The 21,454-nt window shown below is 40.5% G+C and carries 18 protein-coding genes; 4 read left to right on the top strand and 14 right to left on the bottom strand.

All coding sequences use genetic code 11. From position 1 onward, the window contains the following. Window positions 1-122: 122 nt before the first annotated feature. The 3 genes from JIG41_RS06755 (at window position 123) to JIG41_RS06745 (ending at window position 2,286) form a co-directional block, all read left to right on the top strand. Window positions 123-716: a hypothetical protein gene (locus tag JIG41_RS06755; protein WP_065979804.1), complete on the top strand. Its 594-nt coding sequence runs from the start codon at window positions 123-125 to the stop codon at window positions 714-716. A gap of 64 nt (window positions 717-780) precedes the next feature. Continuing rightward, window positions 781-1,686, top strand: coding sequence for a M14 family metallocarboxypeptidase (locus JIG41_RS06750; RefSeq protein WP_065979803.1), 906 nt, complete (start codon window positions 781-783; stop codon window positions 1,684-1,686). Between the two features lie 183 nt (window positions 1,687-1,869). Further along, window positions 1,870-2,286, top strand: coding sequence for a hypothetical protein (locus tag JIG41_RS06745; RefSeq protein WP_036969014.1), 417 nt, complete (start codon window positions 1,870-1,872; stop codon window positions 2,284-2,286). A gap of 189 nt (window positions 2,287-2,475) precedes the next feature. Here JIG41_RS06745 and ccoG read toward each other — a convergent pair whose 3' ends face one another. From ccoG to JIG41_RS06700, 9 genes are all read right to left on the bottom strand, one after another. Beyond that, window positions 2,476-3,858 carry a cytochrome c oxidase accessory protein CcoG gene (gene ccoG / locus JIG41_RS06740; RefSeq protein WP_036969016.1) on the bottom strand — a complete coding sequence of 461 codons (1,383 nt, stop codon included), beginning with the start codon at window positions 3,856-3,858 and terminating at the stop codon, window positions 2,476-2,478. Between the two features lie 153 nt (window positions 3,859-4,011). After that, entirely contained in the window at window positions 4,012-5,421 is a 1,410-nt protein-coding gene (locus tag JIG41_RS06735; RefSeq protein WP_036969017.1) for a sigma-54-dependent Fis family transcriptional regulator, read from the bottom strand. 433 nt (window positions 5,422-5,854) lie between these two features. Continuing rightward, on the bottom strand, window positions 5,855-6,412 hold the full coding sequence (locus JIG41_RS06730) for a DUF1439 domain-containing protein (RefSeq protein ID WP_036969019.1): 558 nt from the start codon (window positions 6,410-6,412) through the stop codon (window positions 5,855-5,857). 145 nt (window positions 6,413-6,557) lie between these two features. Next, entirely contained in the window at window positions 6,558-9,239 is a 2,682-nt protein-coding gene (locus JIG41_RS06725; RefSeq protein ID WP_065979800.1) for a DUF349 domain-containing protein, read from the bottom strand. Beyond that, complete coding sequence (locus JIG41_RS06720; protein ID WP_036969024.1) at window positions 9,229-9,510, bottom strand: YeaC family protein; 282 nt, start codon at window positions 9,508-9,510, stop codon at window positions 9,229-9,231. Before JIG41_RS06720 ends, JIG41_RS06725 begins: the two co-directional genes overlap by 11 nt. A gap of 1 nt (window position 9,511) precedes the next feature. Further along, the gene (locus JIG41_RS06715; RefSeq protein ID WP_036969280.1) at window positions 9,512-9,838 is read right to left on the bottom strand and encodes a hypothetical protein; all 327 of its coding nucleotides are present in this window, start codon (window positions 9,836-9,838) and stop codon (window positions 9,512-9,514) included. 163 nt (window positions 9,839-10,001) lie between these two features. Further along, window positions 10,002-11,504 carry a sodium:alanine symporter family protein gene (locus JIG41_RS06710; protein ID WP_065979799.1) on the bottom strand — a complete coding sequence of 501 codons (1,503 nt, stop codon included), beginning with the start codon at window positions 11,502-11,504 and terminating at the stop codon, window positions 10,002-10,004. A gap of 260 nt (window positions 11,505-11,764) precedes the next feature. Then, window positions 11,765-12,892, bottom strand: a complete 1,128-nt coding sequence (locus JIG41_RS06705) for a M14-type cytosolic carboxypeptidase (protein WP_074988356.1) — start codon at window positions 12,890-12,892, stop codon at window positions 11,765-11,767. Between the two features lie 198 nt (window positions 12,893-13,090). Beyond that, a complete protein-coding gene (locus tag JIG41_RS06700; protein WP_036969029.1) occupies window positions 13,091-14,533 on the bottom strand; it encodes a glyceraldehyde-3-phosphate dehydrogenase in 1,443 nt (480 codons plus the stop codon). Window positions 14,534-14,706: 173 nt separating this feature from the next. Here JIG41_RS06700 and JIG41_RS06695 point away from each other — a divergent pair, with 173 nt between their 5' ends. Beyond that, the gene (locus JIG41_RS06695) at window positions 14,707-15,513 is read left to right on the top strand and encodes a DUF2989 domain-containing protein (RefSeq protein ID WP_036969031.1); all 807 of its coding nucleotides are present in this window, start codon (window positions 14,707-14,709) and stop codon (window positions 15,511-15,513) included. 31 nt (window positions 15,514-15,544) lie between these two features. Here the strand turns inward: JIG41_RS06695 and ihfA are convergent, their stop codons facing one another. The 5 genes from ihfA to JIG41_RS06670 form a co-directional block, all read right to left on the bottom strand. Further along, window positions 15,545-15,844, bottom strand: a complete 300-nt coding sequence (ihfA, locus tag JIG41_RS06690; RefSeq protein WP_036969033.1) for an integration host factor subunit alpha — start codon at window positions 15,842-15,844, stop codon at window positions 15,545-15,547. A 2-nt stretch (window positions 15,845-15,846) separates the two neighbouring features. Further along, a complete protein-coding gene (pheT, locus tag JIG41_RS06685) occupies window positions 15,847-18,234 on the bottom strand; it encodes a phenylalanine--tRNA ligase subunit beta (protein ID WP_199524466.1) in 2,388 nt (795 codons plus the stop codon). A 15-nt stretch (window positions 18,235-18,249) separates the two neighbouring features. Beyond that, on the bottom strand, window positions 18,250-19,230 hold the full coding sequence (gene pheS, locus JIG41_RS06680; RefSeq protein ID WP_074988360.1) for a phenylalanine--tRNA ligase subunit alpha: 981 nt from the start codon (window positions 19,228-19,230) through the stop codon (window positions 18,250-18,252). 75 nt (window positions 19,231-19,305) lie between these two features. Beyond that, on the bottom strand, window positions 19,306-20,031 hold the full coding sequence (gene hda, locus JIG41_RS06675; RefSeq protein WP_213019300.1) for a DnaA regulatory inactivator Hda: 726 nt from the start codon (window positions 20,029-20,031) through the stop codon (window positions 19,306-19,308). Further along, the gene (locus JIG41_RS06670; RefSeq protein ID WP_199524465.1) at window positions 20,016-21,071 is read right to left on the bottom strand and encodes a DUF2066 domain-containing protein; all 1,056 of its coding nucleotides are present in this window, start codon (window positions 21,069-21,071) and stop codon (window positions 20,016-20,018) included. Before JIG41_RS06670 ends, hda begins: the two co-directional genes overlap by 16 nt. Between the last annotated feature and the right edge of the window lie 383 nt (window positions 21,072-21,454).

Here is a 21,454-nt window from a genome sequence, read left to right as displayed (position 1 = left end):
AAATGAGCAACAAAATAAATCACAACGCACTTGGCATAATAAGTGCTTAGCATATGTACGAAATTTGTACAAATTATAATATTGAGTTACCATGCGTTGAAGGCGCTTAAAAGGAGTTATAAATGTCACATTTATCAGAACAAGAGCTCTCTTTTTTCAACAGCCTATTTGAGGCAGAACACGGTGTAAAAGATTTAACAACCGACACTAAAATATCTGTTAACTTTAATTTACCCGACAAGCTGAATGGTCTGTTAAACAACGCCAAGCTAACCTTACTTGCTGAAGTAGGTATTTATCAATTGTGGTTTCCACTTGAGTTTATTGTTGACGACAAAGGGCAAGTTACCCCCACGTTAAGTGCCCCCGAAGTGATCGATACAAAAGGAATTGAACGCAGCTGGCGTACCCCCAACCTAGAATTGCAAACAGAACAATACCTGATTATTTCACTGTCTAGCACGGGCGTATTGTTGCAACCCAAAAATGCTGAGGAAACGCTCGATAAAGAAATTTTACTCGCTTTTAATCTGCCTAATAATGAGCATGTCGTCATTAGTGCAAAACCTGTGCGTGTCACAAGTAATGGCGTTGCAGCTAAAATAGAAAAAATTTGCGAAGGTGAAGACGCTATGCGTCAATACTTGTTTGATATTCATAAGCACCATCATGCAAAACTGTATGAAGAGGAAAATATTTCCACTGACCTTATCTAGTTGCAGGCTATGCTGAGCTTCGTTAAGCTTGGCTTTTTTGCACCTAAATCCAAAAAGGTATTTTATGAATTATCCTATCGGAACCCCTGGTAAGCCATGGAACGACGCAGATAAAAAAGCATGGCTTGAGTTACAATCTGTCAAGCGAAGCTACCAAGATGATGTTGTTTCACAATTAGACGCCTTATCAGCTCACTTCGATATTGAGCAGTATGGTGCACTAAGTTATGACACCGAAAACTACCCTCTTTACATTCTAAAAAGTAAGCATTGGCAAGCAGATAAACCGTGTGTGCTGATAACCGGAGGTGTTCATGGCTATGAGACAAGTGGCGTTCATGGTGCACTAGCCTTTGCTAAAACAAAAGCAGCTGACTACCTTGAACATTTTAATATCTTGGTTGCGCCGTGTATTAGCCCATGGGGTTATGAAACAATCAACCGCTGGAATCCGAACGCAACAGATCCTAATCGTTCATTTTATAAAAATAGCCCCGCAGAAGAATCAGCAGCTATTATGTCTTTTTTAGCAGAGCATGATATCGCGCCGTTAGTGCATGTTGATTTGCATGAAACAACCGATACCGATAACAGTGAGTTTCGTCCAGCGCTGGCAGCCCGAGATGCAAAAACCCACGATAATTGGAACATTCCTGATGGTTTTTACCTTGTTGCAGACAGTGAACGACCGCAGGATGCCTTTCAAACAGCAATCATTAAAGCCGTTGAAAAGGTAACACATATTGCTCCAAGCGATGAAAACAACCAGCTCATTGGCGTTGTACAAACTCAATTTGGCGTCATAAATTACGAGGCGAAAAAATTGGGTTTATGCATGGGTTTAACCAATGCAAAATATGTTACTACCACAGAGGTATACCCTGACAGCCCACACGCTAACGATACAATTTGCATCAATGCTCAAGTCGCTTCTATTACCGGAGCACTTGATTACGTTGTTAATAATTAGTTAGTTATAAATCAATTATGTTGCATATAAATTATACACATATGGACGTAATACAGGTAAATTATTAATTAAAATAAACAATAGCGAAAAAGTTATGCTTTTTCGCTATTGTTCAAAAAATCGCTAGACACGCACTGCAGATTGTATAAAATTCGCGCTCTTTTAATTAGATAGGGAAGCAAATTGAATTTTAAGAATCACTATGGCAGTGTCGCTATAATCACTGATGGCCCCATTATTATTGGGCAATTTTCTGGTAATATTAATGCACGTTTGGTCAACGACTTCGCGGCTGGATTAAAAAAACATATTTGCGATTTAGCTGGAAAACCGTGGGCATACATTAGTCATTCAACAAATTTATATGCAACTACCCCAGATGCTGAGCACGGTTTTGTCAGCTTATTAAAAGAGTTGAAAGATACCAATTGTAAAGCCACCGCGTTTATATTTAGCTCATCCATTGTGCTAAACCAAATGAAGCGTGTAATTGCGCAAGCACAATCACCGATTCAAATTCTAGACTGTTTATATGATGATTTAGACAGTGCAAAGGCCTATGTTCTAAAACAACTAGAGTTAGCAGAAATGGCTTGTTAAAAACAAGCCATTTAATACCAATGTGCAAAAATACTTAATCTTTTTGAGTGATTAAACCAGTCGCTACCTGCGTTAAAAATGTCTGGTTTCAAACACCTAAATAACTAAATTTTTGCCTTGTTATCAACGCGGTTTTATTGCCTCAAAATAGACCACTTAATTAAGCACAATGGTATAGGTAGCCACTGTTTAATCTCTGTAGAATTTACTTTCTTTCGTTATGCCAATACTCGCATCTTCCAGTGCTTGTATATGAAAACGAATTGATGTCACTTTTGATTTTAACCCATAGCCATCTGCAACAACAGTCACTGGCACTCGCTTCATTTTACCGGCTTCAATTAAAATTGACTCTGGTACTTGCAACACTGCCCCATCAATTCCTGAAATGCCAATCGTATAATTTAACGGCTGCTGTGTTTTATTGATAATCGACAACGTGTAAGGATTCTCAACTAGCCCTTCAAAGTTAACCCGATATAAAGCGTTTCTATCCCTTATCACTGATGCTTCGATTGGCGTACGCATTGCTGTCCATACAACCATAGCTAAAATAAACAAAGCTGTTAGACCACCATAACCAAGTAGCTTCAACCTAAATGGATTTGTCGTTTCACCATCCATTTGCTTTTCAGAAGCATATTTTATTAACCCTTTTGGATAGTTAAATTTTTCCATTGTACTATCACAAGCATCAATACATAACCCACAGTTGATGCACTCGTATTGCAAGCCATTACGAATATCGATGCCAGCAGGGCAAACTTCAACACATAGATTACAGTCAACACAGTCACCTAGCCCAAGTGCTTTAGGGTCGGCTTTACGTTTACGTGCACCACGTGTTTCTCCCCTTTGTTGGTCATAAGTTACCACTAACGTGTCTTTATCAAACATCACTGATTGAAAACGAGAGTAAGGACAGGCGACAGTACACATTTTTTCACGTAAAAAACCCGCATTGCCATACGTACAAAATGCAAATAAAAACACCCAGAAGCTTACAATACCTGACATTTCAAGCGTAAATAAACTCATGTATAACGACTTTGCAGGAATAAAGTACGCCATAAAAGACATCGATGTGATTAATGAAATAAGTAACCACGCAGCATGTTTAATCACTTTTTTTTGTACTTTTGTTGCCGACCAAGGTGCCTTATCCATTTTTATACGTTGGTTTCTCGATCCTTCTATTTTTTGCTCAACCCATGTAAACATTAACATCCAGATTGTTTGCGGACAGGTGTAGCCACACCATACTCGCCCTAACCAATTCGTAACGAAAAACAAGGCAAATGCACCAGTCATAAATAACATAGCTAAAATCATAAAGTCTTGGGGTAATAGCGTTAGGCCAAACAAGCTAAACTTTTGACTCGCAACGTCTAATAGCACTGCTTGGTGACCTTTATAAGGTATCCATGGAATCGCTATAAATATAAGCATTAAAACCCATCCAAGGTATCGACGAATACGTTGAAAACGGCCTTTTTGCTCACGAATATAAATGGGACCCTCTTGATTATAGGGCTTGATGATTAGGTCTTGCTCTTTGATTTCTAATTTCATTTTGCTACTTACTGTTAGTCTCGGTTCTAACAAGTAAGAGCAACAATCAGGCCAACAACAAAACACACATAACACATTGAAAAATAACGATATAAAATATATAGAACGCCTTAATTTCGTGAAATACCGCGAGCTTGCGTGATATTTCGCGCCTTAGTATTTAATACCTAGCTTTTTCATTTTTGATCGCAGAGTACTTTCTGGCAACTCAAGTAATGTCGCAGCACCATCCTCACCAGAAATTTTGCCATGACACTGCTTGAGTACAGTACAAATATGCTGTTTTTGCGCGGCATCAAGTGAAAGTACCACACCAGAAGCAGGGTCTTTATCACTCAACGCAGATGATAATTGCAGAACATTTTGTTTTGATAGAATTGCTTCACGCTCAAGTATGTTTTGTAATTCACGAATGTTGCCAGGCCACTCGTAGTTAGCAAGCTGTGCCAAGGTTGTTTTTGTAAGACCTTTAAAGTGTTTGCCAAGACGCTTATTAAGCTGGTTAATAATATTAGCAGCAAGCAAGGGGATATCTTCTTTTCGCTCACGCAATGCTGGTACGCGAATAGGAAATACATTTAATCGGTAATAGAGATCCATACGGAAACTTCCCTGCTCTACCATCTGCCATAAGTTTCGATTTGTGGCTGCAATAACACGAATATTCACAGTTAAAGTGTGTGTTCCCCCTACGCGCTCAAACTCATGTTCTTGTAATACTCTCAAAAGTTTACTCTGTAATTCAAGCGGTAGCTCTGCTATTTCATCTAAAAAAAGCGTTCCGTTATCAGCTAACTCAAAGCGACCTTTCCTGCGTTCATTCGCGCCTGTAAACGCCCCTTTTTCATGACCAAATAATTCAGATTCGATCAAATTTGCTGAGAATGCAGCACAATTTACTTTGATAAAAGGTTGCTCAGCTCTCGTACTCAAACGATGTAAGTTACGTGCGACAAGTTCTTTACCTGTGCCATTCTCCCCCAAAATAAGCACTGTGCTGTTTGTTTGGCTGACAAGGGTAATTTGTTCAAGCATCGTTTGAAATGAGTGACTTTTTCCAACAAGACCCGAATCTTGCCAATCTTCATTTAACTCAGAAATAAGATAAGCATTCTCTTCTTGTAATTGTTCAGATAAGTGCTGTACTTGCGCCAATGCATCACGCAAAGCGAGTTCGGTTTGCTGTTGTTTTGAAACGTCGCGAAAAATCGCGACAGCCCCTATCAGCTCACCATTCTTATAGACAGGTGTTGAGGTGTATTCTACTGCAAAATGGCTTCCATCTTTGCGCCAAAACACCTCATCGGTTACATGCCGGTGCTTGCCATCAAACATGGTGCAATATATCTGACATTCGTCGGCAGGATAAGGCGAGCCATCTTTTCTAGTATGATGATGATATTGGTGAATTTTTTTACCTAATAACTCATCGGCATGCCACCCCGTCATGCGCTCTGCGGCAGGGTTAACAAACACCGCATTGCCCGATAAGTCAAAGCCATAAATCCCTTCACCTACCGCATTGAGTAATAATGTTGGGTCGTTTAAAAATTCCTTAATCATACATAGGTTCCACTCGCGAAATATCACGAGCATTATGACAAGCTTTTGATTAGCAAACAAGTAAAGTAATAAAGGACTGTTATACCAATTGGCTTAATTAAGTGGTCTATGTTTAGGCAATAAAACCGCGTCAATAATAAGGTAAAAATGTCGCTATTTAGTTGTTTTCGGCAATTGCTCCTGCATTGCTCTACCTCCTGCATCCATGCAGTCGTAAATCAGACATTTTTGTCGCAGGTGGCACAGGTTTTATCACTCAAAATGATTATCTATTTTTACGGATTGGTGATAGTCAGTTGGCGACTAAGTTTGACGTTTACAAAATTACACTGACGTTTTTAGAAAAACGACTTAACTATTTTTAAATTGACGCACTCAATACATTAAAAAAGCGGCATTTTGCCGCTTTTTACACTGCTTGCTAATACCCTTTCTAGAGAGTAGGTACTAAGAGAATTTCACCCTGTGATACTTTCATATCCAAAGGTAACTTACTTAGTAGTGCCACTTTAGGGTCATTCATATTTAGTTTATAAACTGGATTAACGGCTAAAAAGCTATTTATAACTTGCATCGCTTGCTCATCTAGTAAGTTTAAATTACCTTTAAACCCAGCAGTATCGACCGTGGTGTCTATTAATTTCACATTACGAAGAAACACCGCTTTTTTCTCACTGTCATAGAAAGGACTGCCTTCGATTTTTAGTTTTAATCTTACTGGGTATTTAAGTGCAAACGCTTTAATCACTGCACTTGAGTCTGCGCCTAAAACGACTACGTCGCGTTTATCTGGACCAACGTTAACACTTAAGTCATTTACTGAAAAATCAACTGGCAAACCCATCAACTTAATTTGTTCACTGAGTTTTGGTAACTGATTTGCAAGTGCAGTTTCTATTTCTGAATTTGTAAATGAATAAACAGAGACACCTTGATCTGTGCTCTTACACGCCCCTAAAAATAAACACGTAAGTAATATTAAAATTCTCATTTTTTTCCTCAAAAAAGCCGCTTTAAAAGCGGCTTAAATCAACCATGTTAACTTATTTAATCTTTCAATAATCAAGATAAGTAGGATATGACACCCCACTTATCTTGAGAGAAAACTAAATACCTTAATCGATTGCTATTAATCGTTAAATTGCGAATATAACTTTAAGCCTAGCTAGTGTGTCAGGTGAAACTGAACCTTCACTGACCGCTAAAAGTTGTTTTAGATAGTAGTAAACATCAGCCTGTTCGCCACGATGCTTATCATCAAGCATTGCAACTTGCTCTGTCATACGTAATTGGCTATCGGCTGATTCAACCCCTGCTAAAATTTCAATACGTGTCAACAACTGCTGCGCAGTTAATGCTGTTGTTAACGAAGCCTGAAATTGAGCCGGTATAGTACTGCCCTCTTCTAGGGCACTAAACAAAGCAGCTAGCTTTGATTGTTCAGCTTGTTTACCAAGCACCTCTGTTTTCGCCGCGATGGCACTTTCTAATTGCGCAACTCGACCACTAAGTGATTTAGAGTAGTCTAATGCCGATAATTTAGCCGCTAAGTCTTTAAGTTGTGCTAAGTGAACCACACTGCCTAACGCAGACTCAAGCTCGGTTAATTCCACTGCAGCGACTTCATCATTCTGCTGTTGAGCTTGCTTTTGTATTTCAAACTCTGCGCTACGCTTTGCAAATGTCTCATCGTTGACACGTCTAAATTGCTGCCATAACGTGTTTTCTGCTTTCATGCCAGCAAAACCAATTGTTTGCCATGTTTGTTGCAATGCCTTTAATTGCTGACATGCGGTTGCAAGGTCGTCAGATTGAGAAAGTAGTGTTGCCTGCTCAACGAGGGCACTTTTCTGTTCCGCATTGGCTTTGTGAAATGCAGCTAACTTCGCATTCACTTGCGACTGAACCGTTTTGAACTCGCTGTGTAATTCACGATACGTTTTAGGGTCTACATTACCCGCAGAACGCCATGATTTACTGATGCGGTTATACTTACTTTCAAACTGTTTCCAGTCAAAATCATCGGTCTGTGCATCAAGCTCAGCTAATTGCTGCATTTGTGCAATAATATCTAAACGCTGTGTTTTTGCGTGCTCGCGCAACTGCTCTTGCTCTGCAAAATACTCACGACAAGGCGTGAACAACACTTCAATGTGTTGATCAAAAAGTTCACCCTGCTGTTTTTCGGCATCAGTATCTAAACGACCTAATTCATTCCAACGACGGCGTAATTGTTTAACTTGCTCAGCACGCTGTTTAGGATCGGTACATGGCGTTGCAACAAGCTCACTGACCTCTTGTAAAATAGCGTCGCGCTTCGGTGCCGATGCATATTTTTGCCAGTCTTTCGCTTCTGCTAGCTGCGCCTCAAGATCTGCTTTTAATGTATTTAATGGCTGCTTATAAGACTCAGTTAATGTCTCATATAACTCTTCAAATCCTTTAAAAACACCAAAGGCAACATTAAAACGACCTTGATCAATCAAACGTTTAACATCACGAGCTTTGCGCTTCGCGGCTTGTTGGTTTTTGTCAAACTTACTCGTTAATGGCAACATAGCATGTTGCCACGCTTTCACACATTCCGTTAAGTTAGCTTTAAAGCGCCCTTGTAGGCGAGACGGGATATGCGAGAGTTTTTTTCGCGCGAATTTGCTTTTCTGCTCAAACTCTTTATTTAGCGTATCAAACTGTGTTTCATCGTCGCTTGTCGTAACCGCAGATAAAGCATCGAATGCCGCTTTATAGTCAGCAATCGCAGCAACTAACTGCGGTAACTGCTCCACTTGTTTAAACAAATTCGCTAAATGCTGTTTCACATCACGTACATTTTGATTGTCAGCAAGCTCAGTCTCAGCAAGTGCCTCTTTTGCTTGACTTACTTTAGCTTCAAGCCAATCTTGCTGTATTTGTTCTGGGGTCTCTAGACCGAGCTGTAATGCATTTTCAATTTCTTCGCCTAGCGCTTCTAAAGTAGCCAGTGCTAACACTTGACGCTGTTGCTCTGCAAGCTTTTGCTGTTGCGCCTCATGCTCTTTGCTAAGCATCGCAAGATGTGTATCTAATTTTGCGATAATGGCTGAGTATTTTTTATCTAATAAGTTGACTTGTTCATCAGTTAGCCACTTTAACTCGATGGCCTGCCATTGCTGTAGTAAATCAGCATGTTGCTGAGATACTAGGTTGAAATCACTTTTTTCACGCAGTGCATTAAGTTTAGCAAGTACAATTCGGGTATCAGCTTCAACTTTAGCCGGCATTTCAGCGGCTAAACGCTCATTTTCTAAATGGGCAGCAAGTTGCGTATGCGCTTCACCTTTAGCATGTTTCAAAAGTGGTTTAGACAGTTGGTGTTGAATTACAAGTTCAACTAATTTGAGCTGTAACTCTTCGCTTCCTTCTTTGAAAGCTTTATCAACTAGGTTTGGGTTAGCTAAGCGTTTTAGTAACTTAACACGCACTTGAATTTCTTTTTCTGCAAACGCGAGTTTTTCAAGTGTTTTAACGGGTGCAAAACGTTCAATGAATTCGTTTTTTATGCTCTCATCAAGCTGACTGTCGGTGTTTAACACCGCTTGATTTATATGCTGTTCGGCAATCTCTTTTAATGCCTGATCTTGTTTATATACTTGCCACCATAAAACAATATCATTTACTTTATTCAATGCTTTTTTACGGATTTCTGCTGAACTGTCTTCAAGCGCGATGCTATTCAAAATGTTGACATCACGTTCTGAGTCAAGGCGTTCAACAGCAGCCAAACGAACTTGGCTCTTAGGGTGTTTCCATTTCGGTGTAAATAGGTGTTTAAAGATCATTTTCACTAAACCTAGCTATTTCATTTTCAGATGCGAATTCTTTTTGCAATTGAGCTTTGCTCTTTTGCACCATTTCACCATTGGCACCAATGGTAAACTGCTCATTGGTCTGCGAAACTTTAGCTTGATAAAGCATCACGAGTTGAACGGTTTGTTGTTTTTGCTCTTCAGTCAATACCGTGCCATCAGGCCATTTGCCTGTTGATGCGCCATACTGAAGACGTTCAAATACTTCTGGGGTGATATTCTTAACGATGTGATCAATATTCATGTTACTTTTTCTTTTTTAAAACAACTAAATAGATACGGCTTACAATATACCATACAAAGCCTACTGCCATGGCTGCCGAATAGGCATACCACTCTAAAGATTCTGCTTCAGGGTGAATAAAGTAATAACAGAAAAAGCCCCCTAAAAATAAAATCAGTGCGAGGAAAGAATGATTCATAAACTTTTGCTGTTTACGAATGCGCGTTTCTTTTTGCATTTGCTGCAACTGCTCATTGCTCAGCTCAGTGACTTGGCACTCACAATGAGGACATTGTTTATGTTTGTCAGATATTGATTTTGCACATTGCGGGCAACTAATAATCGCCATATCTTTCTCCATACTACGCATAAAAAAGGCGCCTTTAGGCGCCCTTTATTGTACTTGTTTTATGAGTCGATGTCTTTTTCGAATTGCATTCAATCGTGAAGATTCGAAAATAGTAATAACTAAGACGCTCTAACCCACACTTTAAGTTTATTGCTTTAGCAACTTATAATTTATCTTTTGCCTTTTGTTCAAGGCGTTTTTCCCAGAATGTGGCATTTTTAATCCCTAACTTAATAGGGTCAAATGTAATTTCGCCACCGGCTTTCTTTTGCTCTTCATAATCGCGTAAACAATTAAGCGCAGGCTTAGCCACGAAAAAGATAGCTAAAATGCCCACAATATTAATCCACGCCATTAAGCCAACACCGATATCACCAATAGCCCAGATATACCCAGAGCTATTAACCATACCGTATGCCACCATAAACATAATAACGAGCTTTACAAGAACAAGTGGAATGCTCCCCTTGAAATAACGATTTAAGTAAGCAACGTTTGTCTCTGCGATATAGTAATAAGCAAGAATTGTCGTAAATGCAAAGAAAAACAACGCAATACCAACAAACGCCTGGCCAAAACCACCAAACACACTAAATAATGCCATTTGCGTAAAGGCTGCTGAGCCAATTTCAGTTGCTGCATCAACGTTTTGAACAATAAATTGCCCTTCAGGTAATTCACCTACGATATTATATTGTTGAGTAATTAAAATCATTAAAGCCGTTGCTGTACATACAAAGATAGTATCAACATAGACTGAAAAAGCTTGCACTAACCCTTGTTGTGCTGGGTGATCAACCTCAGCGGCTGAAGCAGCATGCGGCCCCGTACCCTGACCCGCTTCATTTGAGTATATACCGCGTTTTACACCCCAACCTATCGCTGCACCAAAGCCCGCTTGAGCCGTAAATGCATCAGTAATAATAAGTGAAAAAATACCCGGTACTTTATCAAGGTTTATAAATACCACGATTAAAGCAAGAACAATGTAACCAAGAGCCATAAATGGCACAACGATTTGAGTAAAGTTGGCAATACGTTTAATGCCACCAAAAATAATGAACGCTAACACAATCAAAATGATCGCAAGTGCAACCAGTTTAAAGCTACCAACATCACCAAAACTTGTGCTCACTAATGTACCTTCGCCAAACACTTGGGTAAATGCGTTACCTACCGCATTCGCTTGTACACCTGGTAAAAATACACCGCATGCGATAATTGCCGACACAGCAAATAGCACTGCTAACCACTTTTGTTGTAAGCAACGATCAAAGTAATAAGCAGGGCCACCGCGATACTGGCCATCTTCTTCTGATTTATAAATTTGACCTAGTGTTGATTCTGCATACGCGGTACTGGCTCCTAAAAATGCCACGACCCACATCCAAAAAATAGCACCGGGGCCACCAAAACCAATTGCTGCAGCTACACCTGCGATGTTACCAACACCAACACGGCCTGATAACGAAACTGCCAAAGCTTGAAATGATGAAATACCGGTATTAGAACTGTTTGAGCTTAGTAGCAACTTACACATTTCTTTGAAATGTCTAACTTGAGCAAAACGGGTTAAAACGGAATAAAACAGACCTGCGCCAAGACATAAATAGATGAGTGCACTACTCCAGACTACGTCATTAACGGCGCTTACAAAAGCTTCCATGGATATCCTCTATGATTATATTTTTTATTGTTAGTTACGATACTCGGCGTTAGCTTGTGAGAATGCGCGACATACATATAGATGCGAGAAATAAATACTAAGATTAATTTACTTCTCAGCTAAACGTATTGAATATTAACTTAAATCAACCAACCTTGTTAACAGTTAATTTTCAATATAACAAATCTAATTACGTGATATGTAGCAGAAACAAGGACGGGCATCAGTATTCGCTGATGCCCGTCATTGGATTAGACTCGTTATCGTAATTTATCGACAACGTTAACAATGGCCGCTAGTGTATCTTGACCAAATTGATACGAGCGACGATCTGACCAGCCATAGTCAGGATCTGGTAAATCGTTATTATCTTTAAATGGCATTTCAACAGTGTACGCCAAAGCATTAAACTCATGAGCAACTGCAGAAGAACCAACCGTTAAGTTCGCTTGGCCTGGTTCATCTTTCGGATAACCGTGCTCATCTTGAAATTCAGGTGTCACTGTTAATAGCGCTGCTTTGAAGCTGTCTTCAAGTTCTTTTAAGCGGTCATCGTATCCCGGAATACCTTCGCTGCCCGCAACAAAGTTATATGGAATAGCTTCGTCACCATGAATATCTAGGTGCATATCAAGGCCTGTTTCACGCATTTTATTTAGCACTAAGAATACTTCAGGGCTATTTTCCATGCTTGGCGTTTGCCATTCACGATTTAAGTTCACGCCTTTAGCATTGGTACGCAGATGACCACGAACGCTGCCATCTGGGTTCATGTTTGGCACAATGTAGAACACCGCTTTTGATAAAAGTGCAGCGGCATGTGGGTCTTCATCATCAAGTAATTTATGAAGTAAACCTTCAACGTACCACTCAGCCATCGTTTCGCCTGGGTGTTGGCGTGCAGTAATCCAAATTGTTTTCTTATCACTGCTTGGAATACCAACACGTAGCACGCTCATGTCACGACCATCTAACGTTTCGCCGAGCGTTTCAAGCTCACAAGCGTGCTGGCTTTGTGCCCATGCTAATAAATCTAAATGACGGTCATAGCTGTATGGCGCAAAATACGCGAAATACACGCTGCCACACTCTGGTTCCATTTCAAATGATAGTGTGCCATTTGCGTACTCTGAAGGGACACGGAACCACGTTTGACGGTCGTAAGACGCAACAGCATGGTAACCTTCCCAACCATCTGGGTAGGCTGAATTTTCTAAGTTGTTGATATGTAACTTGTGGTTTTGAAATGGGGTTGTTTCTAGACGAAAGTGAAACCACTGGAAAAAATCAGACTGATTATCTTTATTGATTTCTAATTGAATATTCAGCGGGTCAACGGCTTCAATAACCTTGATGTTACCACTGTCAAAATTGCTGGTAATTTTCATTCTATAAACCTATTGCTTAAAAATAATTCTTAACGGCGTAGTCATTAGATAAGAATTAAGTCAACGCACCGATTAGGACGTTTTGTTAGTAATATGTAGCAGACTAAATACAGCCTACCACATGCAGAAAATTTGCAAAAACTTTCACGACTAAAAAAGCCAGCAATATGCTGGCTTTTAAATTTATCACGTTAGGTATTAGCGAGGTAAGCTTGGGAACGTTACTTCAGCCATATCACGCATACAACGTACTACTTGGCAGCTATAACCAAACTCGTTATCATACCAAACGTAAAGTACAACACGGTTGTCGTCAACAATCGTTGCTTGTGAATCTACAACACCTGCATAGCGGCTGCCCACTAAGTCTGTAGATACGATTTCTGTTGATGCAGTGTAATCGATTTGGTCACGTAAATCTGAATGCAGCGCAGTATCACGTAAGAAAGCATTTAACTCTTCAACGGTTGTGCCTTTTTCAAGGTTAAGGTTTAAGATAGCCATTGATACGTTAGGTGTAGGTACACGGATAGCGTTACCCGTCAGTTTACCTTCAAGTTCAGGTAATGCTTTTGATACAGCTTTAGCTGCACCTGTCGAAGTGATAACCATGTTAAGTGCCGCAGCACGACCACGACGCTCAGCACTGTGGTAGTTGTCGATTAAGTTTTGGTCATTTGTATAAGAGTGAACCGTTTCAACGTGGCCATTCTTAATACCAAACTTATCGTTTAATGCTTTAAGCGTTGGTGTGATTGCATTTGTTGTACAGCTTGCTGCACAGACAATTTTATCTTCAGGTTTGATATCTTTGTTATTTACACCGTAAACGATATTTTTAATATTACCTTTCGCAGGCGCAGTTAAAAGTACTTTTGAAGCGCCTTTTGATTCTAGGTGAAGTCCAAGACCTGCTTCGTCTTTCCAGATACCAGTATTATCAACGATAAGCGCGTTGTCGATACCGTATGCAGTGTAATCAATTTCGTTAGGTGAGTTAGCATAGATAACTTGGATGTAGCTACCGTTCGCTTTAATTGCATTGCGCTCTTTATCAATCGTAATAGAACCATTGAAAGGACCATGGATTGAGTCACGACGCAATAAACTTGCACGCTTTTCAAGGTCACCGTCTTTACCGCCACGTACAACTATCGCGCGTAAGCGTAAGTCTGCATAAGGACCTGATTTTTCAATTAATAAACGAGCTAACAAACGACCAATTCGGCCAAAACCATATAAAACAACGTCACGTGGCTCTTTACGCTCTGCATTCGCAATTTCAGCAAGCTCTTCAGTTAAATACTCTTCAACAGAACGGCCTTTAGCGGCATCGTTATATAAATAACCGTATGCTAATTTACCAATATCGATGCGTGCTGAGTTTAAATCCATTTTGCTGATGGCTTCTAAAAATGGGAAGCTCTCGCGCAAACGTAATTTAGTGCCTTCAAACTGAGCAACAGTTTTGTGGGCTTTGATGATATCGATAGGGCTAGCATTAACAAGCGGGCGGCCATAAACAGCAATTTCGATACCGCGGTTACGGTATAGGCGACCAATAATTGGTTGCATGCTTTCTGCGTAATCTTGGCGTTCTTGCCAGCTGTTTGTGTATTCTAACTCGTGAGATGAGGTCATTTTTTTTACCTAATTAAACAATTTTGAACGGATAGCCTTAAAAATATGCTGTGATTTGAGAGCAACACATCTCAGGCAGGGGTATTCTAATTTAAACTCAAATGATTCTCCACTGTTACAGAACAATTCATTGCGCTAGAATAAAGTCGTATTTATTAACTCGAGGTTAAGGAATGTTACTAAGAGCAAGCGTTTTGCTTGGTTTATTGGCATTAACAGGGTGTGAAGATCCGCTTACACTGGCTAAAGTGTGCGACGAAACACCGGGTTTTTGTAGTGATCTAAACAAAGATAGCCACTGCAAAGAACAACGTGCCGATGTGATAATTCAACGTTATGTTGAATATAAGTCACCCACTGACGAAAACAAATATCAATTATTGAAAGACTTTGAAAAATATAATCAATGTGTGTCTTTGGCAGCAAAAATTGAGCATATTAAGTTAAAAGAAAAAACCACATCTCGTGTGGAAGGTCATTTAACCAGTATTAAAGAAATGACACGTATCTTCCAAGACACAAAAGATACCAATCATCCAGGGCTACTCTATTACCATTGGTCACGCAATAACGACCAATCAGCGTTATCAAAATTACTTGCTTTAGAGAACAAACAAGATAAACGCGTAACAGAAAATGCAGAAATACAATTTTTCTTAGCCAGTTACTATGTCAAGTTTGACGATGAAAAAACCATTGATCTGCTCTACAAAACATTAGAGCTAAATAAGGCGGGTCAAACACCTAACCCAGAAATTTATCCAACACTTGTAAGCTTATTTTACAAACACGAAAAATATAAGCACGCTTACACATTCGCACGTGTTGCACAATTATCAGGGTTTGAAAATGTTGATATTTTGCCGATTGAGCACAAGCTCACCGTTTCTGGTAAAAGTCTCGACAGCCTCAATGAGCTCGCACAAAAAACTTACGACAGCATTCAAGCTGGCGAATTTGTCTCGCCCCGAGGCTTTTAAAAATAAAAAAGGCAGCGAATGCTGCCTTTTCTTATTTTGATTTGCTTGTACCAACTTCCACACGAGTTTTAAGCTTCTGACCTGGTCTAAAGGTCACAACTCGGCGTGCCGAAATAGGGATGTCTTCGCCTGTTTTCGGATTACGGCCTGGACGTTCTTTTTTATCTCGAAGATCAAAGTTACCAAATCCAGAGAGCTTAACCTGCTCGCCTTTTTCTAGCGCTGAGCGGATTTCTTCAAAAAACGCTTCAACTAAATCTTTGGCATCTTTTTTATTGATCCCGAGTTTTTCAAATAGGTGTTCAGCTATGTCGGCTTTAGTAAGCGCCATATCTAGTCCCTCAACGATGCGTTAAATTGTTCGGCCAATGCGGCCACCACATTATCAACTACTTGATTGATATCTTTCTCTTCGAGCGTTCTATCAACCGCTTGCAGTGTTAGAGCAATCGCCAAACTCTTATAATTTGGCTCAATACCTTTGCCCTTATACACATCGAATAAGTTTAGGTCAACCAATTGATTTCCGCCAACTTTTTCTATGACCTTAAAAATATCACCCGATTTCACGTGATCTTCCACTAAAATCGCGATATCACGGCGGTTTGACGGGAATTTCGACACTGCAACTGCTTCAGGTAATTTTCTTTTTTCAAGAGCCGACATTTCAATTTCAAACACGAATGCTGTGTTATTGATATCTAGCGACTTTTGTACTTGCGGGTGAACCGCACCAAAGAAACCAACCTTTTTACCATCAGCATAAATAACGGCAGATTGACCAGGGTGTAAGCCATCTGACTGTTCTGCTTTTATCTCAAAACGTGACATATCGTTGCTAATAGCTAAAAGTGCCTCAACATCGCCCTTTAAGTCATAAAAATCAACAGGACGCTTTTCTTGAACCCAATGTTCACCGTGAGCAAGACCCGAAATCACACCACCGATTACCGCAACTTGGTTTACCCCGTTTTCGGCCTGTTCGTCACGTAAGAATTTTAAGCCATGTTCAAACAAACGAACGCGCGGTTGCTGACGATTTTGGTTATACACCAATGATGCCAACAAGCCAGGCATTAAGCTTACACGCATCGCTGACATTTCAACTGAAATTGGGTGAGGTAATATCAATGCATCACTTTGCGGATGCAGAATTGCTTGTGCTTTAGGGTCTACGAAGCTGTATGTGATGGCTTCTTGATAACCACGTGTCACTAAAGTATTACGGAATTTAGTAACCGCAACATGTGATTCATTGTGGTTAGTCATTTTTAGCTTAGCTGTCGGCGCTACGTTTGGAATGCTGTTATAACCAAACACACGCGCCACTTCTTCAATTAAGTCTTCTTCGATACGGATATCAAAGCGGTAACTAGGTACATCAGCGCTCCATACACCATCGACAATTTTCACGTCTAAGCCTAAACGCGTTAGGATATCAGTAACTTTTGCATCATCAATGTGATAACCAATGACACGGTCTAAACGCTCACGGCGTAAACGCACTTCAGTTACTTTTGGCAATTTATCATTTGCAACCGCTTCAACGACTGGACCTGCTTCGCCACCTACAATATCAAGTAACAGTGCTGTTGCACGCTCCATTGCATCTTTTTGCAATGCAAAGTCAACACCGCGCTCATAGCGATGTGATGCATCTGTGTGAAGACCGTAACTACGTGCTTGGCCCGCAATAGCAACTGGGTTGAAAAACGCACTTTCTAATAAAATATCAGAGGTTGATTCTGTCACACCTGACTTTTCGCCACCAAAAATACCTGCAATAGCAAGCGCTTTGTTGTGATCTGCAATAACAAGCGTAGACTCATTCAGTTTAGCTGTGTTGCCATCAAGAAGGACCAACTCTTCGCCCGCATGAGCGCTGCGAACTTTAATGCCGCCTTCAATCGCATTTAAGTCAAATGCGTGCATTGGGTGGCCAAGCTCTAATAACACGTAGTTTGTTACATCAACCACTGGGTCGATTGAACGGATACCACTGCGGCGCAGCTTTTCTACCATCCAAAGTGGTGTCTGTGCATCTAAGTTAATTCCCTTGATTACACGACCTAAATAACGAGGACAGGCATCATCGTTAACAAGTTCAATTGAAACTTTGTCGTCGATCGTTGCAGCAACTGGCGCAATATCAAGTGTATTAACATCAATACTGTTTAGAACACCCACTTCACGGGCAAGACCTTTTATGCCTAAACAGTCACCACGGTTTGGTGTAAGGTCAACATCAATGATGTTGTCATCTAGGTTTAAATACTCGCGTAAATCTGTACCGACTGGTGCATCAGCTGGCAATTCCATGATGCCGTCGCCTTCTTCGCTGATCCCTAATTCAACGAATGCGCACAGCATACCATGTGAGGGTTGACCACGAAGCTTGGCTTTTTTAATTTTAAAGTCGCCAGGTAAAACTGCACCAACCGTGGCGACAGCTACTTTTAGTCCTTGACGGCAGTTTGGTGCACCACACACGATATCAAGAAGCTCATCACCGCCAACATTTACTTTAGTCACACGTAGTTTGTCTGCATCTGGGTGCTGACCACATTCAACAACTTCACCAACGAGAACACCGGTAAATTCTGCCGCTGCGGGCTCCACGCCATCCACTTCAAGACCAGCCATTGATAACTGTTCCGAAAGAGCCTGCGTGTCGATTGCTGGGTTAACCCACTCTCTTAACCACTTTTCACTAAATTTCATTTTATTTCTTCACTCTTAACGGAACTGGTTTAGGAATTTTAAATCGTTTTCGAAAAATGCACGTAAGTCATTCACGCCATAACGTAACATTGTTAAGCGCTCTACACCCATACCGAATGCAAAGCCGGTGTATTTTTCAGGATCGATACCTACTGATTTAAGAACGTTAGGGTGTACCATGCCACAACCAAGTACTTCTAACCATTTACCGTTTTTACCCATTACGTCAACCTCTGCTGATGGCTCGGTAAATGGGAAGTAAGATGGACGGAAACGAATTTCCATATCTTCTTCAAAGAAGTTACGTAGAAAATCGTGAAGAATACCTTTTAACTCTGTGAAACTAACATCTGTATCAACCATCAAGCCTTCCACTTGGTGGAACATCGGCGTGTGCGTTTGGTCATAATCGTTACGGTATACACGACCAGGAGAGATAATACGCAATGGCGGCTGTTCCGTTTCCATAGTACGAATTTGCACACCACTTGTTTGCGTACGTAGCACAAGCTTAGGATTAAAATAGAAAGTATCGTGATCCGCACGCGCTGGATGATGCTCAGGAATATTTAATGCGTCGAAGTTATGAAAATCGTCTTCAACTTCAGGACCTGATTTAACCGCAAAACCTAATTCGCCGAAAAAGCTCTCAATTCGCTCAATTGTACGAGTTACTGGGTGTAAGCCACCTGTTGGCATGACACGACCGGGTAATGTTACGTCGATCGTTTCTGCGGCTAGCTTTTCTTCAAGAGCCTTACTTGCTAGTAACTCACGCTTTTCGTTGATTGCTGTTTGTACTTCTTGTTTTGCTTGGTTAATCACTTGACCCGCTTCTTTACGCTCTTCAGGGGCAATCTTGCCAAGCGTTTTAAGTAAGTTGGTGATTTCACCCTTTTTACCAAGGTAATTAACCCTGATATCTTCTAATTGCGCGATTTCACTCGCACTGGCTACAGCCTCAAGTGCTTGCGCTAAAATATTTTCTAAGTTCATTGAGTACCTGGTTTTTCACAGAGGATTTTGTAATAGCTAATGATAACTGAAAGCAAGGACTAGATTCTAGCCCTACTAAAGCTTTAACGTTGATTTTATGAAAGGAATAGTTAATTTTCTTTGTGCAGCCATCGATGCATGGTCAAGTTTGTCCAATACATCCAATAATGCTCGCATATCACGACTTAATCGGGTTAATAAAAAGCGGGCACACTCATCGGTTAATTCAAGGCCACGCATATGAGCACGACGTACTAGCGCTTCTGCTTTATCATCATCGCTCATAGAACGAATTTGCAACGTTGTGCCCCACTTTAAACGCGACTCCAAGTCGGGCAAATTAATATGCAACATGTCTGGAAGCAAATCAGCCGTTACCACTAAAAACTTGCTCGGCTCGTTAAAGCGATTAAAAAAGTTAAAAAGGCCTTTTTCCCACGCATCATTCCCTGCAATAAGGTGCAAGTCATCAATACATAGAACATCGAGCGTTTCTAATCCTTCGAGCACAACTGGACCAAAATCAATGACCTCTCGCATCGATAACAACATCGTTGATAGACCCAGTTCTTGCGCGTGAATACAGGTTGCATAAAGTAAGTGTGACTTGCCTGAGTCACCTAAACCACACAAATATGTGTATTGAAACTTGCTATTTAACTTAGTAAATGCATCTTTCAAGTGGCTGACTTCAAGCGAGTTTTCACCACCAAAATACGATGTAAATGTTTCATCATCTGGCAACGTTACTGGCAATGCCATTTGCATAGGTTCTTGCACGAGTGTTAAAGCCCCTGCCATTGATACTCTAGTTCATCGTTGTTGACGACTTGATAAAAATCTCTTGGGTTTTGGTAGGCTTTAAAAGCACTATCAAGTTCTAATGCTTTTCTAAAATCACTCATACTGCCAGTGTGGTTCACAACAAATTGTACGGAGTCAGGAGTACGAACAGCAATTTGTGCTTGTGTAACAACACTTAAACTTTCTAAGCGACGTTTTGCAAACTCAATATCAACAAAGTTCGTAATTCCTTTTAAATGAAAGGTTGCGGTTGCGAGTTGCCCAATCATGGTAGGATCAATGGCGTACTCAAGCGCTAAGCCGCCTGCTAGGCTATCTACCATATCAGCCACAATTTGTTGCTTATCACCCATCAAGCGATTCGATTCAAACAATTCATCATTGGTAAACCGCCAATCAAGCACCCACGTTTCAGAATCCTGCTGTTTATACATGCGCGCAGTAATACTTCTTTCAGCACTGTAACGACTTGAAGCTCGTTCTACAGGGTCTGAAAAGTTCCCCCATACTTCTGGTATACCGACAATGGCTCGATCTTCTAAATCAAGCAATGGCACAACAACGGGTAAACCGCGGCGACCTGCTTTATCATATATAAGCTGTTCAAGCTGAGGGTAACTTTCTTGTGTCACAAGTTCGCGACGCCAGTTATCTTCAATTGCAAGCCAAATTGCCACCAATGGACGACGAGTCCCCCAAAGTGGGAGATTTAAATCTTTAATTAACGCATTGATTTTATTCGCTTCAAATTTTACGACGAGATTTAAAGTGCCATCTGCTTTTTCGTCGTATTCGAATTTAAGCATGTAATCTGAAATGTCTTTCGTGCGCTCTTTCGCGGTTGGATTTTGATCCGCACTCGTGTCGCCACTCACTTTAACCAATACATTCAGAAGCGCTTCACGGCTTGCTGCTAGGCGAGCATCACGTGATTTATCAGCCACTTTAAGGGTATCTTGGTATAAGTTGGTTACTTCAACTGCAAATACTGACGCACTCGAAAAAAATAATAATAAACAAATAAGTAATCTAGACACTGGCTATTAGTTCTTGCTTTTAAACTCATTTGATCCTAAATCAAAGCCATAAACAAAGCAAAGTTAATTTACTGAACGGTCGCTGATCTTAAGGTGATTCATCGTGCACAACGCTGTTAGAAGACTCATTAATAAAGGACGAATCAGCGCTAGGCGAAGTAGACAGCTTTAAAGATTTCAGCCCACTCTTCCCCTTTGATCGATACATCGTGATTAAACACCGTAGGAGATTTATGGACTCCCATAAAATAATGACACTGCGAGTAATCGTATGCGTTTTCGTGCGTTTGGTTCTTTTCGCGAAAGCGCTAAAAGCTGTTCAGCTATGTTTTGGTTCAATGTTATTAACCGGTGATTTTATATAGCCTATATTAGATCAGATA

The sequence above is a fragment of the Pseudoalteromonas sp. bablab_jr011 genome, from assembly GCF_016464045.1.
GTDB classification, from domain to species: domain Bacteria; phylum Pseudomonadota; class Gammaproteobacteria; order Enterobacterales; family Alteromonadaceae; genus Pseudoalteromonas; species Pseudoalteromonas lipolytica.
Note: the sequence above shows the minus strand (reverse complement) of the source record. Positions and strands in the feature narration are given on the sequence as shown.

Bases quoted from the DNA above. Each gene is read 5' to 3' on its own strand.
- JIG41_RS06755 (WP_065979804.1), top strand. From the start codon at position 123: ATGTCACATTTATCAGAACAAGAGCTCTCTTTTTTCAACAGCCTATTT.
- JIG41_RS06750 (WP_065979803.1), top strand. From the start codon at position 781: ATGAATTATCCTATCGGAACCCCTGGTAAGCCATGGAACGACGCAGAT.
- ccoG (WP_036969016.1), bottom strand. From the start codon at position 3,858: ATGAAATTAGAAATCAAAGAGCAAGACCTAATCATCAAGCCCTATAAT.
- JIG41_RS06735 (WP_036969017.1), bottom strand. From the start codon at position 5,421: ATGATTAAGGAATTTTTAAACGACCCAACATTATTACTCAATGCGGTA.
- JIG41_RS06730 (WP_036969019.1), bottom strand. From the start codon at position 6,412: ATGAGAATTTTAATATTACTTACGTGTTTATTTTTAGGGGCGTGTAAG.
- JIG41_RS06725 (WP_065979800.1), bottom strand. From the start codon at position 9,239: ATGATCTTTAAACACCTATTTACACCGAAATGGAAACACCCTAAGAGC.
- JIG41_RS06720 (WP_036969024.1), bottom strand. From the start codon at position 9,510: ATGAATATTGATCACATCGTTAAGAATATCACCCCAGAAGTATTTGAA.
- JIG41_RS06715 (WP_036969280.1), bottom strand. From the start codon at position 9,838: ATGGCGATTATTAGTTGCCCGCAATGTGCAAAATCAATATCTGACAAA.
- JIG41_RS06710 (WP_065979799.1), bottom strand. From the start codon at position 11,504: ATGGAAGCTTTTGTAAGCGCCGTTAATGACGTAGTCTGGAGTAGTGCA.
- JIG41_RS06705 (WP_074988356.1), bottom strand. From the start codon at position 12,892: ATGAAAATTACCAGCAATTTTGACAGTGGTAACATCAAGGTTATTGAA.
- JIG41_RS06700 (WP_036969029.1), bottom strand. From the start codon at position 14,533: ATGACCTCATCTCACGAGTTAGAATACACAAACAGCTGGCAAGAACGC.
- JIG41_RS06695 (WP_036969031.1), top strand. From the start codon at position 14,707: ATGTTACTAAGAGCAAGCGTTTTGCTTGGTTTATTGGCATTAACAGGG.
- ihfA (WP_036969033.1), bottom strand. From the start codon at position 15,844: ATGGCGCTTACTAAAGCCGACATAGCTGAACACCTATTTGAAAAACTC.
- pheT (WP_199524466.1), bottom strand. From the start codon at position 18,234: ATGAAATTTAGTGAAAAGTGGTTAAGAGAGTGGGTTAACCCAGCAATC.
- pheS (WP_074988360.1), bottom strand. From the start codon at position 19,230: ATGAACTTAGAAAATATTTTAGCGCAAGCACTTGAGGCTGTAGCCAGT.
- hda (WP_213019300.1), bottom strand. From the start codon at position 20,031: ATGGCAGGGGCTTTAACACTCGTGCAAGAACCTATGCAAATGGCATTG.